The sequence below is a fragment of the Ochrobactrum sp. BTU2 genome, from assembly GCF_024539785.1.
GTDB lineage: Bacteria > Pseudomonadota > Alphaproteobacteria > Rhizobiales > Rhizobiaceae > Brucella > Brucella anthropi.
Window position 1 is genome coordinate 309,224 of record NZ_JAHWRG010000003.1, and the last position, 22,433, is coordinate 331,656.

Genomic DNA, 22,433 nt, shown 5'->3' on the forward strand with positions numbered 1-22,433 from the left:
TTAATAAAAGTGCACCCTGTATTTCCCGCTTCAAAAAATGCATTGTTAAGAACAGATACACTATGAACTGTGTCGCCAGTCCCATTGATGGTAATGTTCGTACTGGTATTGAGCTCAAAATAACATGTATCTATTGTAATGCCGCGCGCGGATTGGCAATAAATACCGTTATAATTGGACTCGAAAGCGCAATTCTCGATACGTAAACCATAATGAGTGTCAGTCGTGTTACCGGCCAATGTAATGCCGGTCTTATCGACACCGTTGAAATCATTAATTCGAACATGACTCACAAGTCCTTGATTGCCCGTCCCTCGCGACATGAATATTCCACCTTCGGAGGTACCATCTGTGTTGCCAACACATTGCCCCCCCCTCGAAGGAGAAACAGTAGCAATCCTTGGCATAAACACACCAACCAACGAAATTATACATGAAAACATCATAAAGCTTTAGATTAGACAGAAACTCGCCATTGATGCACCTACCACCGCTAGTGCCATTGCCCCATATGCTTATATTCCGGATGACATTTATAAATCCGCTATACTCTGCAGCTCCGACGTTAAGAAAATGAGTAGTGATATCTACAGCCGGAGGGTCGAAAAAAACTTGCGGGTATCCTATGCCGTAAATCTCGACCTTGCATCCAACGGGGGCAACCAAGCCGCCTCTGACGCGATACTTTTTTCCATTTGATGGAACGCCAATCGCACCACCTTCTCCAGTTCCCATCAGCTTCAAATAGTTGAGCGCATCCTGCCAGTTGCTTGTTACGTCAGTGATTCCGTCTGCTATAGCGCCAAACATCGTTATAAGAGGGAGGGCTTCTGCAAGCTCCCACCATGCCCCATCAGCAGATTGAATCTTTCCAGCGTGTACCGGTTCCGAAATTGCTCTTCGATACAGCGCTCCACCTCCATCCCCAACCATCGAAAACCCCGCAGTACGAATATATTCTGCATCGGCATCCAAGCTAGTGTTCTGTACATTGTCACGTGTATCAATATCTACGCCACTTGATTTCATTATGAATTCCTTATTTAATGACTATCTAGATTTCTAATCAAAGAAGTATAATAATGAATCTCCGTTCTTACGTCTGACACATACGATCAGATTTACTTTATATGTGCAACACTTTCACATTCGAAGCGAATTGACCTCGATTATTTCTCCTGCATCAGAACGGTCATGATTCCATCCAGACGCTTGTTCGTCTCTTTCAACTCGTCTCTGGTATCGCGTAGATCATCGCAAATCCGATTGAAGTGCATATCGAACTCAATGCGCCTGATATATTCGTCCCGCACCTGATTGATGCGGGAATGAAGAGCGTCGTCACCGTCTTTGATCGAGCGGGATAGAACACGAAAAGCGACAATCAGCGTCGTGATGCAAACCCGGCCACCTGAACATCGGTATCGAGAAACCACCGCCATTCATCGCTCATGGCCTGCCCCATCCTCTGCCGTGCGTAAGCGCTGGCGAATGTGGAGGTGTTCAACGAGCCACCAGACGAACACCGTTCCGTTGACCAATGCGCCGGTGAGCGCATCGGCTGCACCGGTGTCCAGATAGCCACGTGCGATAAGATAGCTGCCCACTGCCTGCAGTATCTGCCGGATCAGCGGGAGAAGTAAATTAATTTCCATTGGGAACCTTTCGGCAATAAAAAAGCCGCCTCAAGGGCGGCGGCGTACACTGAATTGAGAGGTGAGTTATCGCTGACTTGCCTTCACAAAGAAGGCGTCAACGTCAGCCGGCGAATAGCCCATAGCTGCAAAAGCTTCCTGTAACTTAGGCTCTTTTCGGTAGAAATTATCGCTATCCTCGAAAGCGATCTGGGTAGCCCGATCCTGCCCCGCTAACCACCTTCCCAGATATGAGCGTAATCGTCAGGCGTTCTGCGAAGACAGTCTTGTCGCTCTTGATCTAACTCAGCATTAAACCAGGGATTGTCCCGCCAGTTTGCTTCCACAACAATTGCGCCGCTTGGCTTTTCCGGGCCGCGCAACATCACACCAACGGGATCGGTCTTTTTTCGGGCGTTCCAACTCCACCACATTTGCGCGCCAGCCGCTCGCATAGTTGGGCGAAGCATCTGGATTGAAGTTGAAGACGCCGTTTGTGCCTCCTCCCACCATGCCCGTTTAAAGCCTTCCAACGATTTCACGCTATCGGCGGTATAATCGTTCATCCCCTTGAACATCATCAGCCCATCGCCCGGCGTTCTGATCACGTCGCGGTAAACCTTGAAACCATCGGCTTCACTCAGCCGGAATGATGATAGCTTTGCCTCGATCAAAGCCTTTGACGACTGCGCAAGGTCTTTCTGAACTTCACGAATGCAGATGGATTTCAGGCCCTCTCCTGCACTGTTGCCCGGCTCGGCAAGACTGTCCTCTATCATCATCCCGGCGAAGAAATGGGATTTCCCCGATCCTCGTCCACCCCATGCGCCTTTGTCGCGTGCGGGTTCGAGCAGCGGGAGAAATACTCTCGCCGTTGGGATTTCTAAATCTCGTAGGGTCATTAATCCGCCTTCGGATCAACAATCACGCGCTTGACTGCCTGAACCTTGATAGCGTCCATGTCGGCATCACCACCGATTGCAAGCTTATCACCGTATTTCTTTGGAGCCATTTTCGACATGAGCCACTTGCGGGCATCAATGCGAAGGCGGGCGCGTTGTGCATCGTCCTCATTGCCAGTGTCGGCTATCTCAAGAATATCTTCCGTCATGGCGTCCATTTGCGCTTCTCGTGCGCGGGCGTACTGCGCAGAAAATCCGTGGCGATCATCTGTAACCCATAGACGAACTGTACTTTCCGCTGGCATTCCGCTTTCGGTGCACACTGAACGCAGAGAGCGACCAGATGCTATTTCAGCACAGATATGAACAGCTAATTCTTGTGTGAACTTAGTCGGCCTGCCCGCACCAATTTCCTGTCCGGTTTGAGCTTCTGCTCTGTCAGCGATCTGCTTGATTTTGTCAGGCGATAGGGGCTGTTCACGCATGGGTGCTCCGGTCGAATTGTTTTTCGTACACTTTTATTATTGCAGCTGAATAAATTTTCGTGTACAAAAAATCCTATGAAGATCGTATGGGATGAACCAAAACGCGAAGCCAATCTTGTTAAGCACGGCATGGATTTTGCATCGCTGACTATCGAGTTTTTTGAAGCATCCACCATCATCCCGGCTAAGCGAGGCAGGCTTCAAGCTATAGGACGCCTCGCAGACGGTACAATCGTTGTGATTTTCGTTACCCTCGGCACGGAAGCGCTCTCCGTTATCTCAATGCGCTCCGCCCGAAAGGATGAAAGGAGCCTAATCTGATGGCCAACAAATTTAATCCGAAACATGCTGCCGAACATGGTTACACCAAGGAAGACTGGGACGCAGTCTCAGACAACCCTCCTATCACCAAGGAGGAAATGAAAAGAGCAAAGCCATTCAAGGAAGCGCTGCCAGAACTTTACGAAAGCATTCAACGCTCACGTGGTCGGCCTAGAGTTGCCAGCCCCAAAGAGGCTGTCACGCTGCGCCTTGACCCTGATGTAATTCAAAAGTTCAAGGCAACTGGGAAAAACTGGCGTGGGAATATGACTGAGGCCCTACGGAAAGCCGTGGGGCTGTAAAGCCGCAAGCCAGTACACGACAGAACCGGTTATTCTGCACTCGGGGTGCCATTCTGCCTTCTGCTAACTTCGGCCGTCATTCGATCCTTTTGAATACCCATCAAGATATATGGCAGTGGAAGAGAGAGAATTACTGCTAGAACCGTGAAACCCATTAAAATCTGATAAACAACTGTTACTCCCTCTATCTTATTTTCCTTTAATACAGTAGCAACCAGTACAAGAACCAAAGTCAAAACATAAATAAAAACCAGATGTGAGAATCTCGCAAGTCTTAGCTGAATTTGTTCCGCATGCGTATAACCGGTTCTCCAACTGCCGCTGAGAAGCATGGAGGGATCGCCAATGATCGAAATAACTGCGACTAGAACACCTGCTAGAATTGAAAAAACGCTAAGAATACCAGAAAGCGTATCCTCGGCTTGCTCTAACAGATGACCATACCGCCAGCCTACGAATATTGATACAGTCGCCGCCGATATGAAGAAAAGCCAATTCCGGATTGTTAAGAGTCGAACACGCCGGCTGTTTTCCATTGTTTCATCACCCTCGAAAGAACCTTAAATGCATCTTGTGGATCAAGAGCGATATCGTCACCATCAATGTCAACCTCGGAACGAATGGCGATCTTGCTACGAGTGATAATATTTCCGTCGCGGGTGACAATCTTAAACTCGTCGTCGGATTCTGCGACCTGCACTGCCAACTTAGACATCATTTGAGGGACCAACTGATTAGATGTGCGTCCATCGTAACCAAGATGCACGGTTGCTTCGATATCGCTCATCGCATCTGTTTCGCTTTGGTTGGCCGCAGCCTTCCCTATTTCCGATATAACTTTCAGAATAGGATCGATCACGACGAACGGTGCCGACTTCTTCGCATTCTCGTTTAGTTGTTTGATAGTTGGAAGATAAGAAGCAATACCAAGATCGATCGTTTTAACGCCAGATTTGACCAGCTCCTTTATAAGCTTTTTGTCACCTTTTGGGTGAAGCCCGAACTGAGTTGATGATTTTGGCCTCTTCGCATGCTCAAAAAACTTCTGAAGAAGAAGACTTATCTGGCCATCGTTGGTATGACCATCGGCAACATATCCAACGTTATTCCCAGAAACCACCAAATAGATACCGGTTTTCAAGAACTCTAGTCCTTTCGGCGGGGGCTGACGCCCTACTTTTGCGCCTCCAGCTTCTACGGTTCCGGCTTTGCGGCCAGCAGAGTACATTGTAATGTACACGCCGGTATTGTCTCCGTTCCTTGAAGCTATATGGGCTTCAATATTGCTTGAATAAACAAACTTGGTGTCAGCGGGTTTAGGGCACTTTTGAAGGGCAGATTTCAATACTGCCTCAAGGGATGCGCCACCTGAGCTCAACCACAATGCTCTGCGATAATGTGCCGTTTTTTCCAACCGTACGTCTCCCGCCAATTTAGAAACAAGAGATAGGATAAAAGCACGATTCGCCCATAAGATGAGAACAATTAACTCATTCCACCAAAAGTTTAGCCAGCGCTAATATATAACAAGTCCAATAAGATAGAGATTGAAGAATTTAAGAGGGTGCGGAACACGCAAATCACCCCTCTAAACCCTTCATCACTCTTTCGGTTTACCGGGTCAAGCCCTCCAAGCAGTGATTTTCGTATTTGTGTAGCCCCAATATGCGGCTAATACATCAAGACAATCTCGAAGGTGATCGGTGGCATAATTCTTGCGCCGTTTGTCGCTACAAATTGCATCCAGCGTGAACCCCTGTCCTGCGATTTTGCTGACCAGATCATACCCTACAACACCGAGTAGCTCTTGGCATTTTTTAAGTTCTTGCCCTGCTTGAATCTGACTATCGCTTATCGTGGTACGTGCACCGCCTCCATCTACAAGCTCACGGCTATAATCGAACGAACCGGCACCTGCACCGCCTAGCCGCTCATAAAAGTAACAAAACGACTTCGCAGCGCGTATCTGCGCAACATTCAAATGGCCGCGCGCCGCCATAGTGATAATCGCGCTTTCTCTGGCGTTGTGCGCAAGCTTCACCTTCCGACGGTTTCCGCTCGTTTCTGTATGTGCACAACTATACTCGGGGTTATCAACTCGAAGGAAGACAATGTCTTCCTTTGGTTCCCATTTCGGTGCAGCTGATTGTTTCCTAGTCATGCTGGCACCTCACGCGGCCAGTTTGTGCGCAGCGGCGAGCGGTTCAAGCCCCTCCGCAATCCGCAGCTCGTCAACAAGTACGACGACCTTATGCCAAGCCATCCGTTTGCCAAGTCCCGGCTTACCGGCTTTCTTCATGGCATAAGTGCTTTGAACCCGGCGCATATCGTACCCACGCGCCAGCAAAAACCGCTGAACAGATTCATAGCTGGCGGATACTCCTTGATCGAACCGGCGAACGCCTTTGGCTGCAATGTATTGGTCAATCAAAATTGCTTCTTGCTTCATAAAAATTCTCCATGCGGTATGAAAATGGCCTTCCGGCGCTTGGAATGGCTTATTGCGGTTGAAACCCGCTTGTGTGCTTCGGCCTCCGTAATTCCTATGATCTGAGCGATTTGCAGTGTGTCCTTGCCCGACTGGAACAGGCAAAGTGCCACGCCGTAAGTGGCGTCCTTCTTGGCAAGATATGGGCTAATTGGCTAGTCGGCTTGAATGGTTTGCATTATGCCGCCCTCCCCAACCGTTGGAATGTGGATGGGTGCGGGGCATTCGGAACGCGGTCCAGATTGAAATCTTTTCCGTTGGCTTCCGCTAATGCTTGCAAGCGCGTCATGGCGGCTTCCGGGCTGGTGTCATAATGATCGCGGCGCTTTTCCTCTGCGGCGTTGTTGAGGCGCTGACGGGCTTTCTCGGCTTCCCATTTTGCCGTTGCTCGGGCGCGGCTTTCAGGCGTCCATGAGGATTGCGATTGTGCTCGCTGGCGCTGTTCCTCGCGCTGTTCACGTAGTGCACGGTCGCGATCTGCGTCCCATGCTCTAGCTTCGAAGATAGGCTTCATAACCTTGTTGCATTCCTGGCGAAGTTCTGGAGGTGACGGCAGGAAAGTATGACCAAGCGAACCCTGCAAAATCAGCTTCGTGGCAGTTTGCAGGCCATGGCGGGATACACCTTCGAGGGCGAGATAGTAGCCAGCGATGTTCACCTGATCGTTAGCCGAAACCCTTGAGGGCAGGCCGGAAAGCAAGGTCAAGCACTCTAACATTTCCTGCTGAGTGGCTTTCGTCGTAAATTCCTCGGTTCTCGCTATCTGGCTCATCTTTCAAAACTCCAAGTCGCCTTGCTTCGTCGCGTAGTGCATCCCCGATATTTCGAGGCTTCGGAGGTGGATCGACGCGGCGAGGCTGTTTGCGCTCGGCGGCAGATCGGCACCAGTTGCGCCATGTGGCCTCCCAATCGAGTTTCACGCCACGCTGACCGGGTTGGCCGCGCCAGTAGTCGCGAAACTTGTCCGCCTCGCGCTGGCCGTCCTGCTCGGACAAGCCAAGGCGAACTGCTTCGGAAATGTCTGGATGGAAATTGTCTGGGAGACGCGATCCGCTTCCAACTCTCCGCAAGGAAGCCGAAGACCTACGCCTGCAAATGGAAAAGGCAAAGCGCCAGAAGAAAGCCTTCAAGGATATTGAACGCGCCTTCATCCGCAAAAACGCTGAAACCATCGCAGTAGAGCGCGGTATTTCCTACCGCAACGGCTCTCTGGATTGGGGGCGGTAATGGCACGGCTTGAATTCAGCAAGAAGACAAAGCGGGACGCTCTCGAACGTTCACAGATGCGCTGTGAAGCATCTGGCCCGCTCTATGGCTTGGAAGAAGGCCAGCGTTGCTCAATCCCGCTTAGCAATGGCGTTGAGTTCGACCATGAACTTGCCGCATCGAACGGCGGTGATAACAGCATCGAGAATTGCAAGGCTGTTTGTCTACGCTGTCACCGCTGGAAAACAACGCAGTTCGACACACCCCGCGCCGCCAAGACAAAGCGCCAGAGCGATAAGGCAAAAGGCATTGTCCGGCCCAAGGGCGCAATCAAGTCGGCTGGTTTTGCCAAGGCTGCTAAACCTTCCAAAGCACTTTCCAAGCCTCTCCCTCCCCGTAAGCGCGACATATTCGGTCGCCCTGTTAGCGAAGGTGCGCGAGCATGAAACTTTCATCTGATTTTGCCGCTCTCGATGTGAAAATAGGTAGAAAGGCCCTCACCAAACATTTCCAGAAGCGTCCGAGGCTTGGGCCTTGCCCGGAGAAGTTGCGTATTCCAATCGTTATTCACGGATACTTGGACGATCAGTTGAGCCATGACGACGGTGTTAGCACTGAGTTCTCAGTCATCGTGGAGAAAGTCGAGGTCCAGCCATGACCACAGTACCGGAAGAAGCCGTGAAGGCGGCAACAAAAGCTCTCGCTGAAAAGCTTCAGTATTTTGGCGGATGTGCGGACCGGGTTGCCTCTGAGATGTCCGAAATTGCCCTCACCGCCGCATTGCCTCACCTACCGCAAGGGGTGGGCGTAAACATCGATGAAATCGTGCAGCCGCTGGAAGATATTCACGCGCCCGGTGGCCTTTGCCGCTGGACCGACGTTGCAACCGCGATTGGCGAAGTTCGTCGGTCTCTCCGTTCGCTTGAGCCATCCGCAGCGCGTTCGCTGGCGTTGGAGGAAGCTCTAACCGAAACCCGCATCGACCTTGTTATCTTGCAGGGGAATGTCGCTGACGCCGCCAAGACGGATAGCCGATGGGAAGGCATGCACGAGCGCGTTGGTTCGTGGATCAAGCGCATAGATGCCGCCCTATCCTCACCCTACGACCTTTTTGTCGGCATCGACAATTTCTTGGAGAAAAACCCATGACGGACCTCATTACCCGCCTCTCCAAGCTAGACGCACAAGCAAGCGCCGCTCAATGGACGGTAATGGAAGCTAATGGAACGGCCATGAAAACCATCGCCCTCTTGCGCGCAAAGGAGGCCAGCAACGCTCAAACTATCTGAGCGGCTTAGCGAACTGACGATTTACAAGCGTAAGGGCATTTGGATGGTTGAGTACCTGAGAGAGCGCAGAGCAGTGTCAGGCGGCTTCCCTCATGTTTGCTCCCACCATAAACCCCGCTGGAAAGCCAGTGCATTGAAGTGGAAAGCGTTTTTTCGCCGCAAGCATTTCGAGGAAAGGCAGGCCAGCAAATGAACGGTTTCGGTTTTATCATGACGTTTTTTGTCATTTGGTTCTGGCTCAATCCAGACCGAGCTGGGGATTGGGCCGCAAAGGCGAAACGAGCTTTTCAGGAGGCCAGCAATGCCGAGTAAGGAGCACGAAGCGCTTGTCGAGCAAATAGGTCAGCTTGTTTACAAAGCCCAACGCCACCGTTCCAACCCAAATCATGCAGCCAGTGAAATCATCTCCACCATCCTCGCCGCTCAAAACGAGCATATCGAGGCTAAAATTGACGGCTATATCGAGAATTTCCGAACCATGTCACGCATCAACGGTGTTCATGTCACAAGAGCGCGTACCGAGCTGAAGCGGCGTCTGATTGATGAAAGCCCCCTTGGGGAGCAGAGCGAATGAATAACGACAACATACCTCGCCTCATGTCACCCAAAGAGGCAGCAGCGGCCACAACAATGTCTCGCGTCCTGCTAACCATGATGGCAAAAGAGGGCAAATTCCCATGCCCGGTCAAGATCGGCGCGAAGCGAATTGCTTATGTGCGCGCCGAGGTAGAAGCATGGATCGACGCACGAATAGGCGACAGGGCGGCATAAAAATTGCTGCCCACCGCACCGTTTAAGGTTATGGCAATGGATAAATTATTCTGAAAAACATAATAAAATCAATGCTATTGGCGGAAGAGAATGGGAGTCGAACCCACCAAAGACCGTCTATCGGCCCCTCCCGGATTTGAAGTCCGGACATGCCACCGGGCATGCATCCCTTCCAGATATTGAATTCATTTCATAAATTCGTATCGGCACGCCATAGCAACGGGCAGATTTCCAACCTGTTGCTACTCTTTCATTCGCTCCTCATTCCTACAGCACCAGCAATCATAGCGTCAATCTGGAGCATGTCTCCCGAAAGTGGGAACCGGTTTCGGGATAAAGACATGATTAAAAACAAACAGATAGAGCATTTCCAACGATTCAGTCAAAACAGGAAATGCTCTAGACGGCTGGTATCCAGCCGCCGGTCACTGAATGATGCAGGTTCCCGGCCACTCATTGCATGGCCGGTTAGCGCAGCCGCCAACGGCGGCCAGAACGAGTATCAGGCAGATGGTCGTCGAAAGAGATTTCACTTCATTCCTCCGGTTGTCCCTACTTCCCCTTGCGTAAAATCACCGAACAAGTCCAGCTTGCGGCGGTTGAGGCGGCGCATGTCTCCGCGCCTTATCGTGACGCTGTTGCGATCGAAGAATTCCAGTATCTGGATCGCCACCTTGCGACCGCTATCCACCCGGTCGCGAAACCGCGCTGCAATGAACCAGCCACCATCAAATGCCGCATCCATATCCGACAGGATGCCGATCATTTCGGCAATCGTTGCCCGCAGGAAAAAATGGTCGTGCGCCACTTCGTGCACCCGGCCCATGCGCCCTGAAAGTTTGAGAAGGCGGCGAATATCTTCCTCCCGCTCATCAAGCAGAACCGAAATATCGCGCACGCGCGGCGGACGAAAACGAGCCTCACCGCCAAGCAGCGGCGCAATGCGCTGCCAGAGCGCCTCGTCGGCGTCGCTCATCGTTACTTCATGATCGCGCAGGCGAAGCCAGGCGCCGTCCAGCCTCAGCAGGTCCGCTTCGACCAGCGCGGCGATGGCAGCGCGAAAGGCGGGTGCTGGCAGGCGCGGTTTCAACAGCAACCGCAGCCGTTCGACACCCATGCCGATCAGGTCTGGATTTTCTTCATGGAAGACGCCGAGCCGCGCCAGAATATCGTCACGCAGAGCGTCCCATCGTTCCGGCAATAACAACAGCACGGAATTTGCTTGCGGGAGCATTACGGCATCGAGCCCGTGCGCCAGACCTTGCGGATCGTCCGCCAGCGCGCGGTCGCGCAGGAATGCTGTCGCATCAAGATAGTAAGGTTCGGCAGTCAGCAGTGCGCGTGCCGATTCCACCGGGTGGTCAATGGAGTGGGCGTCAAGCTGTGCCATGCGCTCCGGACTGCGGCGCTTGCGTTGCGGCGGGCGCAGATCGAGAAAACGTCCGCCGCCAATGGTGCGTTGTGCGGACACATCGCGGATGACGAAGCGGTCTCCGGCTGCAGCCGAGACAGGACGATCCAGCACCAGTTGCACTCGATCTTCTGTGCCCGGCTGGAGCTCTTCATCCCGCAAAAGCACGATGCGGGCACCGACCTCAGCTGACGCATGATGCAAGCGAACCGGGAACCACTGACCAAGCGGCTTTTTCTCCGAGGACAGGATTTGCAACGATGCATCGATGCGATCCGTCGGGCGATGAAGGCCGGGCGAAACCAGCATGTCGCCGCGATGTACCGCCTCTTTCGATATGCCGTCACCTGCCAGATTGAGCGCACAGCGATCACCTGCCTGCGCGGTCTCGCTTAGCCTGTTCTGCGCATGAATGGTGCGGATACGCGCCTCCTTGCCAGACGGGCTGATGACCAGATGATCGCCAATAGCGACCTTGCCGGAAAGCACCGTGCCCGTGACCACTGTGCCAGCGCCCTTGAGCGTGAAGGAGCGGTCCACCGCAAGACGAAAGCGTCCGTTTGTCCGCCGCTCACCGAATGCATGCGCTTGCACTTCCAGCAGCGCCTTCAGATCGTCGATCCCGGCACCCGACACGGTGGAGACCGCCAGAACGGGAATGTCGGCAAGCCCTGTCAGCGCCAGTTCATTGCGGATAGCAGTTTCAACTTCGGCAAGACGGTCGGGTTCGACAAGATCGGATTTGGTGATGACGGCGACACCGCGCCTGATGCCGAGCAGGTTGACGATTGCCAGATGTTCGCGGGTCTGCGGCATGATCCCGTCATCGGCAGCGACAACCAGCATGACGAAATCGATGCTCGCCGCGCCGGCAAGCATCGTATGCACGAATTTTTCATGCCCCGGCACGTCAACAAAGCCGAGTATGTCCTTTTCGTCGCCGGACAAGGGCAGATAGGCAAAACCGAGATCGATGGAAATGCCTCGCGCCTTTTCCTCCTTCAGCCGGTCCGTGTCGACCTGTGTAAGAGCGCGCACTAGCGAGGTCTTGCCATGATCGATATGCCCCGCCGTTCCGACGATCATGGCTTTTCGTTCAGCGCATTGCGCGCTGCCTCGATGAAAGGGGCGGCAAGCGCACTGCCGCCCGCCTCGGCGCGCATGAGACATTCGTAAGCCGCCACCGGGTCGCGTTCCACGCCCATGCCAAGATGCAGCGCGGCGCCAAGCATGGCTTCTCCATCCGGGTCGCCCGCAGCGGACGCATTCCGCCACCAGTAAACGGCCTGAGAGGGATCGCGCGGCACCCCGAGAGCATTATGATAGATCATGCCAAGCCGCGTCATGGCTGCAGCTATGCCGCCTTCCGCCGCCTTCAACGCCCATTCGCGCGCCTCAACCGGGTCGGCGGCTATCACCTCACCTTCCATGAGCATCCAGCTCAGCATGTCCTGCGCCTGCGGATCACCCTGTTCTGCAGCAAGCCGGTACAGCCTTGCAGCTTCCAGATAGTCGGCTTCAATATCTTCGCCCTTGAACAGCAACGAAGCGAGATTGCGCTGGCCGGAAGCATCGCCAGCCGCGGCGGAAAGGGCCAGCCAGCGCTGCGCCAGGCCGATATTTTTCTCAACCCCCATGCCGCCCGCAAAGCAGGCGCCGATATTGTTCTGCGCACGCGCATTGCCTGCACGTGCCAGCGGCTCCCAGATGGAAAGCGCCGCTGCGTAATCACCCGCCTTTGCAACGACAAGCGCATTTTCCAGCGCTTGAGCTGTCGTGTCCGGCTTCGGCTTGCGGGTGAAAAGATCAGCGAGCCGCATAGGATGACAGGTTCCGAACAAAACTGGTCTCGTCATCAAGGCAGCGCAGATCGAGTACGAGTGCACCCTTTTCGATCCGCCCGATGACCGGCAAAGGCAGCGCACGCAATGAACCGCCGAGCGCTGTCAGCGCGGAGCCGCTACCGTCTTTCGGCACAATCGACAATCCGGCGCTTGGAACGGTCGAGAGCGGCAATGCGCCGGAGCCGATCTGGCTGGCGCAATCTGTCACCGCCACAATGAAAGCCGGGCCGAGTATTCTCTCCAGCTCCGGCTTGAGCCGTGCCGCCTGCGCGGCAATTTCGGTCTGCGGACGCGCCAGATAGCGAATAGTCGGCAGCTTTTCAGAAAGTCGTTCGGGGTTGCGATAAAGTTTCAACGTCGCTTCAAGTGCTGCGAGCCTGATTTTGTCCACCCGCAAAGCACGCTTCATCGGGTTCTTGTTAATACGGGCAATCAGATCGCGTCGCCCGACAATGAAGCCCGCCTGTGGTCCACCGAGAAGCTTATCGCCGGAAAAGGTGACGATATCTGCACCTTCAGCGACCGCTTCGCGCACTGTCGGCTCGTGTGCGAGACCGAAGGAAGTCAGATCGGCAAGTGTGCCGGAGCCAAGGTCATTGACCAGCGGCACGCCCTTAGCCTGCGCAATAGCGGCCAGTTCCGACGCTGTGACTTCCCGCGTAAAACCTTCAATCCGATAGTTGGAGGTGTGGACCTTCAGTACCAGCCCTGTATCCGGGTTGATTGCATTCTCGTAGTCACGCGGATGCGTGCGGTTCGTGGTGCCCACTTCGACAAGCCGTGTCCCGGCGCGGGTCATGATGTCCGGCATGCGGAAAGCGCCACCGATCTCGATCAGTTCGCCGCGCGATACAATGGCCTCCCTACCTGCAGCAAGGCTGTTCAGCACCAGAAGTACAGCAGCGGCATTGTTGTTGACGACGGTGGCATCTTCCGCCCCCGTCAGCTCACAGACAAGTGCGCGCAGATGGTCGTCCCGCTCGCCACGCCCGCCCGATGACAGGTCAAATTCGAGCGAAACCGCCTGCCGCATGGCTTGTGTGGCAGCCTCGACGGCGGCTTCGGCAAGAATGGCTCGCCCCAGATTGGTGTGCAGGACAGTTCCGGTCAGATTGAACAGCGGGCGCAGGCTCGATTGCCCTGACGCTTTAAGCAAGTGGAGAACCCGTTCAGCCAAATGCATGTTGCTGGAGAGCGAGGCGCCGGATTTCACCGCCTCGCGCTCATCGCTCAAAACCTTGCGAATAGCCTCAGTCACCGACGCGCGGCCAAAACTCTCCAATGCCCCGGAAAGCTCCGCCATTTGCAGGATGGCATCCACGGAGGGCAGGTGGCGCAGCGAAGACTTGATCTGGTCCATGCTGCCTCACAGTCCGGCAAGAAGCGGCGAGAAGCCGCCTCGCCTGTAAGGCGTCTCGCGCATCAATATATCAAGGCCGAGGCTCGCAATATCGTCGGTCATAGGATCGGCATCCGCCGATAGCTGCTGATAGATGATCTTGACCCAGCGCTGGCATTCGTCGCAGGTTTCAGCCTTGATAATGCCGCCACCTTCCTCGACTTCCTTGTAGCCGATACCCTTTGTCGAGCCGCAGCACACACATTTGACCCGGACATAGTGCCAGAGCGTGTTGCAGACGGAACAGGAGCAGAAACGCGCGCCATGCGCACCGTGCCAGCCCACGACCGTCGAGCTTGACGGAATGCTGCCGCAAGTCGGGCAGACGCCATCGGCAACGGGTTTCAGCGACTTCGGGTCAAGCGCCGCTGCAAGCCGCGTGAAATGGAGCTGCAAGCCTGCCCAGACATAGATATGTTCAGCAATTGCTTCCGGCGGCAGCATACCGGCAAAAATTGCCTCGATCATTCGGCGACGCGCACCCGCATCGCTGTTCGCCACACGTTCCAGCGCATCGGCGGCATCTTGCGGTTTGGCGATCGTGCAGGCGTGCTCGAACAGCCGGTCGAAGACAGTCCCGAGTGCTGGTTCCGATATGGTATCCGCACGATCGATCGCCGGCATGCCGAATTCCCGTCCCCGGTCGTCGCCGTGTCGCGCGGCGACAGGACCGAGACCAGCCGCTATTTCAGACTGTGCCTCGCTTAGTTCGGCAATGAACTCCAGATAAGGTTTCAGCGGGCTGACCGAACCCAGAAAACGCAGGCGCTCTGCTCTTCTGGCAAAAAGCGCGCCGGGGTCCGGCAATTGCACGAAGGGTGGGGCCGATATTTCGCCGATGACCGTCGGGTCCGGCACCAGATCTTTCTTGCCTGCCATGTCACTCCTCACGAACCCAACGGGTCACGTAAACCACGGAATATTATTACCCTCTAGGACGCCGAGCAAGTTCAGGCGGCAGGCTTGCTGCCGCCCTGCTTCACTTTCTGCTTCGATGTCAGTTCGCGCAACCACTTGCGGTGATGTCGCCATGCCCAGCCGCCGGTAACCGTGCCGCGTGTCATCGCATTGATCGTGCCCTTGACCCAGATCGCGGCATAGACGTGCACGATCCAGACACAGATCGCCGCCACCGCCGCCATGGAATGGACAAGCAGGGCCCAGCGCTGCTGGTTGATGCTGGTGAAGGAACCAAAATATTCGTTCCAGATCATCACGCCGGAAACAATCAGGATGATGATCAGCAAAGACATGGACCAGAAAACGAGCTTCTGACCGGCATTATATTTGCCGACTTCAGGCAGCTTTTCCTCATTGCCGGAAATCACGTCATTGGCATGTGCGAGCCATTGGCTGTCTTCGCGCTTCCACAGATTGGCGCTCCAGAAACGCACGAAAAGCCCCAGAAAGCTGAAGAACAGCACTACGCCGATCCATGGATGGATGGCGCGTGTCCATTGTCCGCCGCCAAACAGGCCCGACAGGAAAAACAGCGATGGGTGGAACATCGCAAGGCCGGACAGGGCCAGCAGCACGAGGCTGATGGCGGTGATCCAGTGATTGATGCGTGCGCCACCGGAATAGCGATGCACCTTGACGGGCTTACCGAGTTCTATCCCGTCACCGCGTTCAACATCGTCAAAGTCGGTCTTGCTCATGAGCTTTTCTCTCCCGTGAGCTTTTCGGCCTGTTCCTCGTCATGCTCTGTCACGACGTTCGGACCCTTGAAGATATAATGCAGCAGACCTGCTGCCGCAGCCAGCCCCATTGCGGCCATGCCTGCATATTTGGACACACCCTTCCACGCTTCGACAACCGGGCTGATGCGCGGATTGTTCGGCAGGTTGGCGTAGATTTCCGGCTTATCGGCGTGTTGCAGCACATACATGACATGCGTGCCGCCAACGCCCGGCGGATCGTAGAGCCCGGCATTTTCGAAGCCGCGCGATTTCAGATCCTTGATGCGGCCATCGGCCCATTCCTTCATCTCGTCCTTGGTGCCATAGACGATGGCCTGTGTCGGGCAGGCCTTGGCACAGGCCGGTCCCTGTCCCACCGCGATGCGGTCGGAGCAGAGCGTGCACTTATAGGCCTTGTGGGTTACTTCCGAAACACGCGGAATGTTGAACGGGCACCCCTTGATGCAATAGCCGCAGCCGATGCAGTTATCGTGGATGAAATCGACGATACCGTTGGAATATTGCACGATTGCGCCTGGCGCCGGACATGCCTTGAGGCAGCCGGGGTCTTCGCAATGCATACAGCCATCCTTGCGGATCAGCCACTCCAGATTGCCGGTGTCGGGATTATCCCACTCGGTAAAGCGCATCAAGGTGAAGGTGTTCGGCGTCAGATCGTGCGGATTGTCATAGACACCCACATTGATGCCAACCTCCTCATGCGTGTCGTTCCATTCGGCGCAGGCGGACTGGCAGGCCTTGCAGCCGATGCATTTCGACACGTCGATGAGCTTCGCCACCTCGGTCTGGCGCTCGGCAGGCGGCGTCACATTCGACGCCGACCGCCTGATCAGGTCCTTGTCACCGAAACGCGGCTGTTGCGGCTGGACGCTAGGATTGGGAACGGGTGGAAACATCTCTAGTCCCTCCTAAGCTACAGGCGCGCTTGAGCGCTCGATATTGACCAGAAACGCCTTGAACTCCGGCGTCTCGATGTTCGCGTCGCCGACGAAAGGTGTCAGCGAATTCGGGCCGAAGCCCTTGCGGGCAGCACCCATGAAGCCCCAGTGGAGCGGAATGCCGACCACATGCACCGTCTTGCCGTCGCAGATGAGCGGCTTGATGCGCTTGGTCACCACGGCTTTGGCCTTGACCGAGCCGCGCTTCGACCACACCCGCACCCAGTCGCCCTTGGCGATGCCCTTTTCTTTCGCCAGCTCTTCCGAGATTTCCACGAAGAATTCCGGCTGCAGAACGGCATTCACCGTGACGTGCTTCGTCCAGTAGTGGAAATGCTCGGTCAGGCGGTAGGAGGTCGCCGCATAGGGGAACTCCTCCGAGGCCGTTTCCGCGAACTGCTTGAAGTCGTCGTTGAAGACGCGTGCCACCGGATTGCCCCGAACCTTCGGCGCGATCACATTGGCGACAGGCGATTCAAACGGCTCGTAATGGGCCGGGAACGGACCGTCACGCATCATGCCGCGGCTGAACAGGCGCGAGGAGCCTTCCGCATTCATGATGAACGGACCGACCTCGTTCGGCTTGGCGGTCGGCGCGATGTCCGGCACGTCATAGCCCGTCCATTTCGAACCGTCCCATTCGATGAGCTTGCGGCTCGGGTCCCACGGCTTGCCGTTGAGGTCGGCGGAGGCGCGGTTATAGAGAATGCGACGGTTTGCAGGCCACGACCAAGACCAGTTGAGATAGGCGCCTGTCTCGTCCGGATCATGGTTGTCGCGGCGAGCCATATTGTTGCCAGCTTCGGTGAAGCAGCCGGAATAAATCCAGCAGCCTGATGCCGTCGAACCGTCGTCGCGCAATGCCGCAAAGCCGGACAGAAGTTTGCCAGCCTCCGCAACCACCTTGGTCGGATCGGTTGGATCGGTCACCGTGCCAATCGCACGACCGTTCAGTTCCTTGGCCAGTTCTTCAGCCGTCGGTTCGCCCTCATCCTTGTAATCCCAGACGAGATTGAGGATCGGATCGGGGAAAGCACCGCCTTCCTTACGATAAAGCTCCTTCAGCCGCAGATATATCTGCGCCATGATCCAGTTATCGGTCTTCGCGTCGCCGGGCGGTGTAGCACCAGGCCAGTGCCATTGCAGCCAGCGTCCGGAATTGGTGAGCGAACCCTCATCCTCTGCAAAGCAGGTGGAGGGCAGCTGGAACACTTCCGTCTGGATGGAAGCCGAATCCACATCGTTGAATTCACCGTGGTTTTCCCAGAAACGGGAGGTTTCCGTTTCCAGCGGGTCCATCGTCACGAGGAATTTCAGCTTCGACAAAGCATCGGTCAGCTTCTTGCGGTTCGGCACCGCCATCAGCGGATTGAAGCCCTGACAGACATAGCCGTTGACCTTGCCTTCATACATCATGTCGAAGATACGAAGCATGTCGTAATTCGGCACGTCCAGCTTCGGCAGCCAGTCATAGACGAAGTCGTTTTCGACAGTTGCGGCACTGCCCCACATCGCCTTCTGGAAACTGACGAAGAACTTGCGATAGTTCTGCCAGTAGCTCGTCTGGTTCGGGCGCAGCGGCTTGAAACCGCGTGTCGACATATAGATTTCGAGATCGGTTTCCTTTTCAACCGGGATATTCATATAGCCCGGCAGAAGATTGGACATCAGACCGATATCGGTCAGCCCCTGAATGTTGGAGTGACCGCGCAGCGCATTCATGCCGCCGCCACGCACGCCGATATTGCCGAGGATCAGCTGCAGCATCGCCATGCAGCGAATATTCTGCGACCCCTTGGAATGCTGCGTCCAGCCGAGCGCATACATCGACGTCATCGTCTTGTCAGGCGCCGAGCATTCGGACATCATCTCGGCCACTTTCAGGAATTTCTCCTTCGGCGTGCCGCAGATGCGTTCCACCATTTCCGGCGTGAAGATCGAAACATGCTGCTTCAGGAGATTCCAGACGCAGCGCGGGTTCTGCAACGTGTCATCGACAACCGCATAGCCGTCATCGCCGATCACATAATCCCAGCTCGAGCGGTCATAATCCCGCTTTTCCTCATCATAGCCGGTAAACAGCCCGTCCTTGTATTCGAAGCCATCCTTGATGATGTAGCTGGCATTGGTGAAATGCTTCACATAATCCCACTGCACCTTGTCATTCTGGATGCAGTAATTGATGACGCCAAGCAGGAAGGCGATATCCGAACCCTGCCGGATAGGCGCATAGAAATCCGCCACGGAAGCCGTGCGCGTGAACCGCGGATCGACGACGATCAGCCGGGCACCGCGGTTGGCCTTGGCCTCCGTCACCCATTTGAAGCCGCAAGGATGCGCTTCCGCCGCATTGCCGCCCATGACGACGACGAGATCGGTGTTCTTGATATCGGTCCAGGAGTTGGTCATTGCTCCGCGGCCAAATGTTGGGGCGAGACTCGCCACCGTCGGGCCGTGTCAGACGCGTGCCTGGTTATCGAATGCAACTATGCCTGTGCTGCGCACCACCTTGTAGGTGAGAAACGCCGTTTCATTGGTGGTTGCCGAAGCCGCAAGGAAGCCTGTCGAGGTCCAGCGGTTGACTGTTGTGCCCGCCGCGTTCTTCGCGATGAAGTTGGCGTCGCGGTCGTCTTTCAGATGCCGCGCGATGCGGTCAAGCGCATCTTCCCAGGCAATCTGTTTGAACTCGGACGAACCCGGCTCGCGTACCTGCGGATATTGCAGGCGGGTCTTCGCCTTGACGAAATCCTTCAGTGCCGCACCCTTCGGGCAAAGCGTTCCGCGATTGGTCGGGTGATCCGTGTCGCCTTCGACATGGATCAGCTCGGCCTTTTCGCCTTTCCTGACATCCCCCTTGGAATAAAGGATGATACCGCAGGCGACCGAGCAGTAAGGGCAGGTATTTCGGGTTTCGGCCGTGTTGGTCAGCTTGAATGGGCGAATGGATTCGGCATAGGCGCTTTCCACTGCACCGAAACCGAAGGACCCAAGCGCCGAAGCCGCCACTACCGCCCCCGTTCCGCCCAGAAACTGGCGGCGTGAGAGCTCCACATTCATTGCGCTGCACCTCCCTGATCGTCAGAAGAAAAACGCCGAAGCATATTCTTCTTTAAATTGGACTTGCCTGACATCAGTTCACCGCAATAAAACCAAGTTGTCAACCGAACAGCAGGCTAAAAAAATTAACAATAAGGTGCATTTATCAATAACATGACTTTAATTGTCATGTATTAATACATGGACTTCATCACGAGAATGACTTGAAAACGCGCTGGCTGATTGACGTTCCTGTGTAAAAACGCCAGACTGATGTCGTGGCTTCTTTTGTTGCTCCCGAGTTTCGGGGCATGAATTTTGTGTGGCTCTTGCCTCGCGTCGGCTTCTTTGCCCCGGTGCGACGGTGTTGTGCGGCCCTCAGCTCAGGCTCTCTTCAATCGAGCAAAGCTGCATCCAGATTTCCTGCAATCGCTGCATACCTGCCGCTTTCCGAACTGAAGGCGGCGGAACGATTTTTCTCGCGTAATCGCAACAACAACAATTCAAAGCAAAAAGGGGATCGTCATGAACCGTCGGGAAGTTCTTAAATCCGGTGCGGCTTGCGCGGCTTTCAGCATGCTGCCGAATTTTGCATCTGCAGCCGGTAATACATTCGCACCGCAACCGTCGGGCTGGCGCAGCTTCGAGATTACCACCAGCATCACGCCTGCCACTTCGGGGGAAGTCATTCGTGTCTGGGTTCCGATGGCCGGGTTCAATGGCAATGACTGGAATCGTCCGGAAGGCAATCGCTGGACGACAAACGCCAAGGTCGCGCGGCTCGATCGCGATCCGGCCAGCGGCACCGGCTTGCTTTACCTCGAATGGGACGCAAACGAAGCGAAACCGCAAGCCGAAGTCATCAGCCTCATCTCCACCCGCGACCGTGCAAGCAATCTCGATACATCGGCAAAGGTCGTGCCGCTGACCCACGCAGAACGCGAACGCTATCTGGCCGGGACGCGCCTTGCACCCGTTGATGGCATCGTCAAACAGACCTCGGACAAGATCGTTGCAGGTGCAGACACCGATCAGGAGAAGGCCCGCCTCATCTACGATTGGGTCGTCGCCAACACCTACCGGCGCGCCTCGACACGAGGCTGTGGCGACGGCAATATCGTCGCCATGCTTGATAGCGGCGATCTCGGCGGCAAATGCGCCGACCTCAATCCGCTGTTCGTGGCTCTGGTCAGGGCAGCAGGAATTCCGGCCCGCGACCTTTACGGCGTGCGCGTTGCGCCTTCCGCCTTCGGCTACAAGAGCCTCGGCGCAAAGAACGAAGTCATCACCAAGGCCCAACACTGCCGCGCCGAAATCTATCTCGATGGTATTGGCTGGGTGGCGACCGATCCGGCGGATGTACGCAAGGTGATGCTGGAAGAGGAAAAGGACGGGCTGACTGCCGACGATCCGCGTGTCGTGGCCGTGCGGCAAAAGCTTTTCGGCTCATGGGAGGGCAACTGGATCGCCTTCAATGATGGCAGCGATATCGCCTTGCCATCTGCGCAAGGACCGGAGCTCGGTTTCCTGATGTATCCGCAGGCCGAAGTTGCCAGCGCCCGTCTGGATTGCCTCGACGCGGATGCATTCCGTTACGCGATGACCGCACGCGAAATAACAATTTAGCTTGAGGAAATAGCATGGATATCGCGTCGCCCATTCGTCTCAGCACACTTGCCCATGGTGGCGGTTGCGGCTGCAAGCTGGCTCCCGCCGTCCTGCAGGATCTACTGTCGGGCCAACCCGCCATGCAGCCTTTCAGCCAGCTTCTTGTCGGAACGGAAACCGGCGACGATGCCGCTGTCTGGCAACTGGATGACGAAAATTGCGTGATCGCCACCACGGATTTCTTCATGCCGATGGTGGACGATCCGTTCGATTTCGGACGTATCGCAGCCACCAATGCAATATCCGACGTTTATGCCATGGGCGGAACGCCGATCATGGCGCTGGCGATCCTCGGCATGCCGGTGAACAAGATGCCCGCCGAAATGATCCGCGAAATCCTGAAAGGCGGCTCCAGCATCTGTGCTGAAGCTGGCATTCCGGTTGCGGGCGGGCATTCCATCGACGCGCCGGAACCGATCTACGGATTGGCCGTTATCGGCATCTGCAAACTTTCCAGCCTTCGCAAGAACAGCGGCGCGCGTCCGGGAGACACACTGATCCTGACCAAGGCAATCGGTGTCGGTATTTATTCCGCTGCCTTCAAGAAGCAGGAACTCGACAGCGCCGGTTACGATGAAATGATGGCGTCCGTCACCTTGCTGAACCGGGTTGGCGCCGAGCTAGGCAAGGATAGTGCCGTCCACGCTGTCACCGACGTCACCGGCTTTGGCATTCTCGGACATGCACTCGAAATGGCGCGCGGTTCGAATGCAGGTATCAGCCTCGACTATGCTGCGCTGCCGTTTCTCAAGCAGGCCGAAAAGTTGACGCAAGGCGGTTTCGTGACCGGAGCCTCCACCCGCAACTGGGCAAGCTATGGACATGATGTGCAGCTGCCGGACGATTATCCGCTCTGGAAACAGCAATTGCTGACCGACCCGCAGACCTCCGGCGGGCTTCTGATATCCTGCGCATCGGAGGAAGCCGAAAGGCTTTTGAACAGCATCCGCGGCGCGGGTTATCCATCTGCCTGCATCGTCGGAAAGGTGACAGACGATGCAGGCCGCGTGACGGTAACAGGATAGGAATTGTTGAGTCG

Annotated in this window: 29 protein-coding genes and 1 tRNA gene; 11 read left to right on the plus strand and 19 right to left on the minus strand. The window is 55.4% G+C overall.

The window, feature by feature from the left end; genetic code table 11:
* Positions 1 to 273 precede the first annotated feature (273 nt).
* The 5 genes from KWJ32_RS10445 to KWJ32_RS10465 all read right to left on the minus strand — a co-directional run bounded on the left by KWJ32_RS10445 (position 274) and on the right by KWJ32_RS10465 (position 3,021).
* Positions 274 to 1,029 carry a hypothetical protein gene (locus KWJ32_RS10445; RefSeq protein WP_256885974.1) on the minus strand — a complete coding sequence of 252 codons (756 nt, stop codon included), beginning with the start codon at positions 1,027 to 1,029 and terminating at the stop codon, positions 274 to 276.
* A gap of 140 nt (positions 1,030 to 1,169) precedes the next feature.
* Positions 1,170 to 1,442: a hypothetical protein gene (locus KWJ32_RS10450; RefSeq protein ID WP_151610183.1), complete on the minus strand. Its 273-nt coding sequence runs from the start codon at positions 1,440 to 1,442 to the stop codon at positions 1,170 to 1,172.
* On the minus strand, positions 1,443 to 1,655 hold the full coding sequence (locus KWJ32_RS10455) for a hypothetical protein (RefSeq protein WP_151610182.1): 213 nt from the start codon (positions 1,653 to 1,655) through the stop codon (positions 1,443 to 1,445).
* Between the two features lie 212 nt (positions 1,656 to 1,867).
* Positions 1,868 to 2,536: a phage terminase large subunit gene (locus KWJ32_RS10460; protein ID WP_151610181.1), complete on the minus strand. Its 669-nt coding sequence runs from the start codon at positions 2,534 to 2,536 to the stop codon at positions 1,868 to 1,870.
* Positions 2,536 to 3,021 carry a hypothetical protein gene (locus KWJ32_RS10465; protein WP_192799844.1) on the minus strand — a complete coding sequence of 162 codons (486 nt, stop codon included), beginning with the start codon at positions 3,019 to 3,021 and terminating at the stop codon, positions 2,536 to 2,538. Before KWJ32_RS10465 ends, KWJ32_RS10460 begins: the two co-directional genes overlap by 1 nt.
* Before the next feature lie 75 nt (positions 3,022 to 3,096).
* On the opposite strand from KWJ32_RS10465, the gene KWJ32_RS10470 reads away from it, so the two are divergent.
* The gene (locus KWJ32_RS10470) at positions 3,097 to 3,342 is read left to right on the plus strand and encodes a BrnT family toxin (protein WP_151610180.1); all 246 of its coding nucleotides are present in this window, start codon (positions 3,097 to 3,099) and stop codon (positions 3,340 to 3,342) included.
* A complete protein-coding gene (locus KWJ32_RS10475; RefSeq protein ID WP_151610179.1) occupies positions 3,342 to 3,644 on the plus strand; it encodes a BrnA antitoxin family protein in 303 nt (100 codons plus the stop codon). The genes KWJ32_RS10470 and KWJ32_RS10475 overlap by 1 nt, the downstream gene beginning before the upstream one ends.
* A gap of 29 nt (positions 3,645 to 3,673) precedes the next feature.
* Here KWJ32_RS10475 and KWJ32_RS10480 read toward each other — a convergent pair whose 3' ends face one another.
* The 6 genes from KWJ32_RS10480 to KWJ32_RS10505 all read right to left on the minus strand — a co-directional run bounded on the left by KWJ32_RS10480 (position 3,674) and on the right by KWJ32_RS10505 (position 7,127).
* Positions 3,674 to 4,180 (minus strand): hypothetical protein, encoded by a 507-nt coding sequence (locus KWJ32_RS10480; RefSeq protein WP_151610178.1) that lies wholly within the window; start codon positions 4,178 to 4,180, stop codon positions 3,674 to 3,676.
* Complete coding sequence (locus tag KWJ32_RS10485) at positions 4,150 to 5,058, minus strand: hypothetical protein (RefSeq protein ID WP_151610177.1); 909 nt, start codon at positions 5,056 to 5,058, stop codon at positions 4,150 to 4,152. The genes KWJ32_RS10480 and KWJ32_RS10485 overlap by 31 nt, the downstream gene beginning before the upstream one ends.
* A 207-nt stretch (positions 5,059 to 5,265) precedes the next feature.
* Positions 5,266 to 5,805: a hypothetical protein gene (locus KWJ32_RS10490; RefSeq protein ID WP_151610176.1), complete on the minus strand. Its 540-nt coding sequence runs from the start codon at positions 5,803 to 5,805 to the stop codon at positions 5,266 to 5,268.
* A gap of 9 nt (positions 5,806 to 5,814) precedes the next feature.
* Positions 5,815 to 6,093: a hypothetical protein gene (locus KWJ32_RS10495; protein ID WP_151610175.1), complete on the minus strand. Its 279-nt coding sequence runs from the start codon at positions 6,091 to 6,093 to the stop codon at positions 5,815 to 5,817.
* 217 nt (positions 6,094 to 6,310) lie between these two features.
* A complete protein-coding gene (locus KWJ32_RS10500; protein ID WP_151610174.1) occupies positions 6,311 to 6,838 on the minus strand; it encodes a hypothetical protein in 528 nt (175 codons plus the stop codon).
* Positions 6,798 to 7,127 carry a hypothetical protein gene (locus KWJ32_RS10505; RefSeq protein ID WP_151610173.1) on the minus strand — a complete coding sequence of 110 codons (330 nt, stop codon included), beginning with the start codon at positions 7,125 to 7,127 and terminating at the stop codon, positions 6,798 to 6,800. Before KWJ32_RS10505 ends, KWJ32_RS10500 begins: the two co-directional genes overlap by 41 nt.
* A 37-nt stretch (positions 7,128 to 7,164) precedes the next feature.
* On the opposite strand from KWJ32_RS10505, the gene KWJ32_RS10510 reads away from it, so the two are divergent.
* From KWJ32_RS10510 to KWJ32_RS10540, 7 genes are all read left to right on the plus strand, one after another.
* Complete coding sequence (locus KWJ32_RS10510) at positions 7,165 to 7,359, plus strand: hypothetical protein (protein WP_231771526.1); 195 nt, start codon at positions 7,165 to 7,167, stop codon at positions 7,357 to 7,359.
* A complete protein-coding gene (locus KWJ32_RS10515; RefSeq protein ID WP_151610171.1) occupies positions 7,359 to 7,784 on the plus strand; it encodes an HNH endonuclease signature motif containing protein in 426 nt (141 codons plus the stop codon). The genes KWJ32_RS10510 and KWJ32_RS10515 overlap by 1 nt, the downstream gene beginning before the upstream one ends.
* The gene (locus KWJ32_RS10520; protein WP_256885975.1) at positions 7,781 to 7,996 is read left to right on the plus strand and encodes a hypothetical protein; all 216 of its coding nucleotides are present in this window, start codon (positions 7,781 to 7,783) and stop codon (positions 7,994 to 7,996) included. Before KWJ32_RS10515 ends, KWJ32_RS10520 begins: the two co-directional genes overlap by 4 nt.
* Positions 7,993 to 8,487 (plus strand): hypothetical protein, encoded by a 495-nt coding sequence (locus KWJ32_RS10525; protein WP_151610170.1) that lies wholly within the window; start codon positions 7,993 to 7,995, stop codon positions 8,485 to 8,487. The genes KWJ32_RS10520 and KWJ32_RS10525 overlap by 4 nt, the downstream gene beginning before the upstream one ends.
* Complete coding sequence (locus KWJ32_RS10530) at positions 8,484 to 8,627, plus strand: hypothetical protein (protein WP_192799843.1); 144 nt, start codon at positions 8,484 to 8,486, stop codon at positions 8,625 to 8,627. Before KWJ32_RS10525 ends, KWJ32_RS10530 begins: the two co-directional genes overlap by 4 nt.
* 301 nt (positions 8,628 to 8,928) lie before the next feature.
* On the plus strand, positions 8,929 to 9,201 hold the full coding sequence (locus KWJ32_RS10535) for a hypothetical protein (protein WP_151610169.1): 273 nt from the start codon (positions 8,929 to 8,931) through the stop codon (positions 9,199 to 9,201).
* Positions 9,198 to 9,398, plus strand: a complete 201-nt coding sequence (locus KWJ32_RS10540; RefSeq protein WP_151610168.1) for an AlpA family phage regulatory protein — start codon at positions 9,198 to 9,200, stop codon at positions 9,396 to 9,398. The genes KWJ32_RS10535 and KWJ32_RS10540 overlap by 4 nt, the downstream gene beginning before the upstream one ends.
* 78 nt (positions 9,399 to 9,476) lie before the next feature.
* On the opposite strand, the gene KWJ32_RS10545 is transcribed toward KWJ32_RS10540, so the two are convergent.
* From KWJ32_RS10545 to fdnG, 8 genes are all read right to left on the minus strand, one after another.
* Positions 9,477 to 9,572: transfer RNA gene (locus KWJ32_RS10545), tRNA-Sec, on the minus strand.
* Positions 9,573 to 9,927: 355 nt separating this feature from the next.
* Positions 9,928 to 11,895: a selenocysteine-specific translation elongation factor gene (selB, locus tag KWJ32_RS10550; protein ID WP_011982617.1), complete on the minus strand. Its 1,968-nt coding sequence runs from the start codon at positions 11,893 to 11,895 to the stop codon at positions 9,928 to 9,930.
* Entirely contained in the window at positions 11,892 to 12,629 is a 738-nt protein-coding gene (locus tag KWJ32_RS10555; RefSeq protein ID WP_011982616.1) for a tetratricopeptide repeat protein, read from the minus strand. Before KWJ32_RS10555 ends, selB begins: the two co-directional genes overlap by 4 nt.
* Positions 12,616 to 14,013 (minus strand): L-seryl-tRNA(Sec) selenium transferase, encoded by a 1,398-nt coding sequence (gene selA / locus KWJ32_RS10560; protein ID WP_151610167.1) that lies wholly within the window; start codon positions 14,011 to 14,013, stop codon positions 12,616 to 12,618. The genes KWJ32_RS10555 and selA overlap by 14 nt, the downstream gene beginning before the upstream one ends.
* 6 nt (positions 14,014 to 14,019) lie before the next feature.
* Positions 14,020 to 14,931 (minus strand): formate dehydrogenase accessory protein FdhE, encoded by a 912-nt coding sequence (gene fdhE / locus KWJ32_RS10565; protein WP_011982614.1) that lies wholly within the window; start codon positions 14,929 to 14,931, stop codon positions 14,020 to 14,022.
* Positions 14,932 to 15,002: 71 nt separating this feature from the next.
* Positions 15,003 to 15,710 (minus strand): formate dehydrogenase subunit gamma, encoded by a 708-nt coding sequence (locus KWJ32_RS10570; RefSeq protein ID WP_011982613.1) that lies wholly within the window; start codon positions 15,708 to 15,710, stop codon positions 15,003 to 15,005.
* A complete protein-coding gene (gene fdxH / locus KWJ32_RS10575; protein ID WP_010660824.1) occupies positions 15,707 to 16,648 on the minus strand; it encodes a formate dehydrogenase subunit beta in 942 nt (313 codons plus the stop codon). Before fdxH ends, KWJ32_RS10570 begins: the two co-directional genes overlap by 4 nt.
* Before the next feature lie 12 nt (positions 16,649 to 16,660).
* The gene (gene fdnG / locus KWJ32_RS10580) at positions 16,661 to 19,747 is read right to left on the minus strand and encodes a formate dehydrogenase-N subunit alpha (RefSeq protein ID WP_080728145.1); all 3,087 of its coding nucleotides are present in this window, start codon (positions 19,745 to 19,747) and stop codon (positions 16,661 to 16,663) included.
* A gap of 504 nt (positions 19,748 to 20,251) precedes the next feature.
* Between fdnG and KWJ32_RS10585 the strand changes: the two genes are divergently transcribed.
* Together KWJ32_RS10585 and selD are read left to right on the plus strand one after the other, a co-directional pair.
* Positions 20,252 to 21,352 (plus strand): transglutaminase-like domain-containing protein, encoded by a 1,101-nt coding sequence (locus KWJ32_RS10585; protein ID WP_151610166.1) that lies wholly within the window; start codon positions 20,252 to 20,254, stop codon positions 21,350 to 21,352.
* A 14-nt stretch (positions 21,353 to 21,366) separates the two neighbouring features.
* Positions 21,367 to 22,419, plus strand: a complete 1,053-nt coding sequence (gene selD, locus KWJ32_RS10590; RefSeq protein ID WP_151610165.1) for a selenide, water dikinase SelD — start codon at positions 21,367 to 21,369, stop codon at positions 22,417 to 22,419.
* Positions 22,420 to 22,433: the final 14 nt, after the last annotated feature.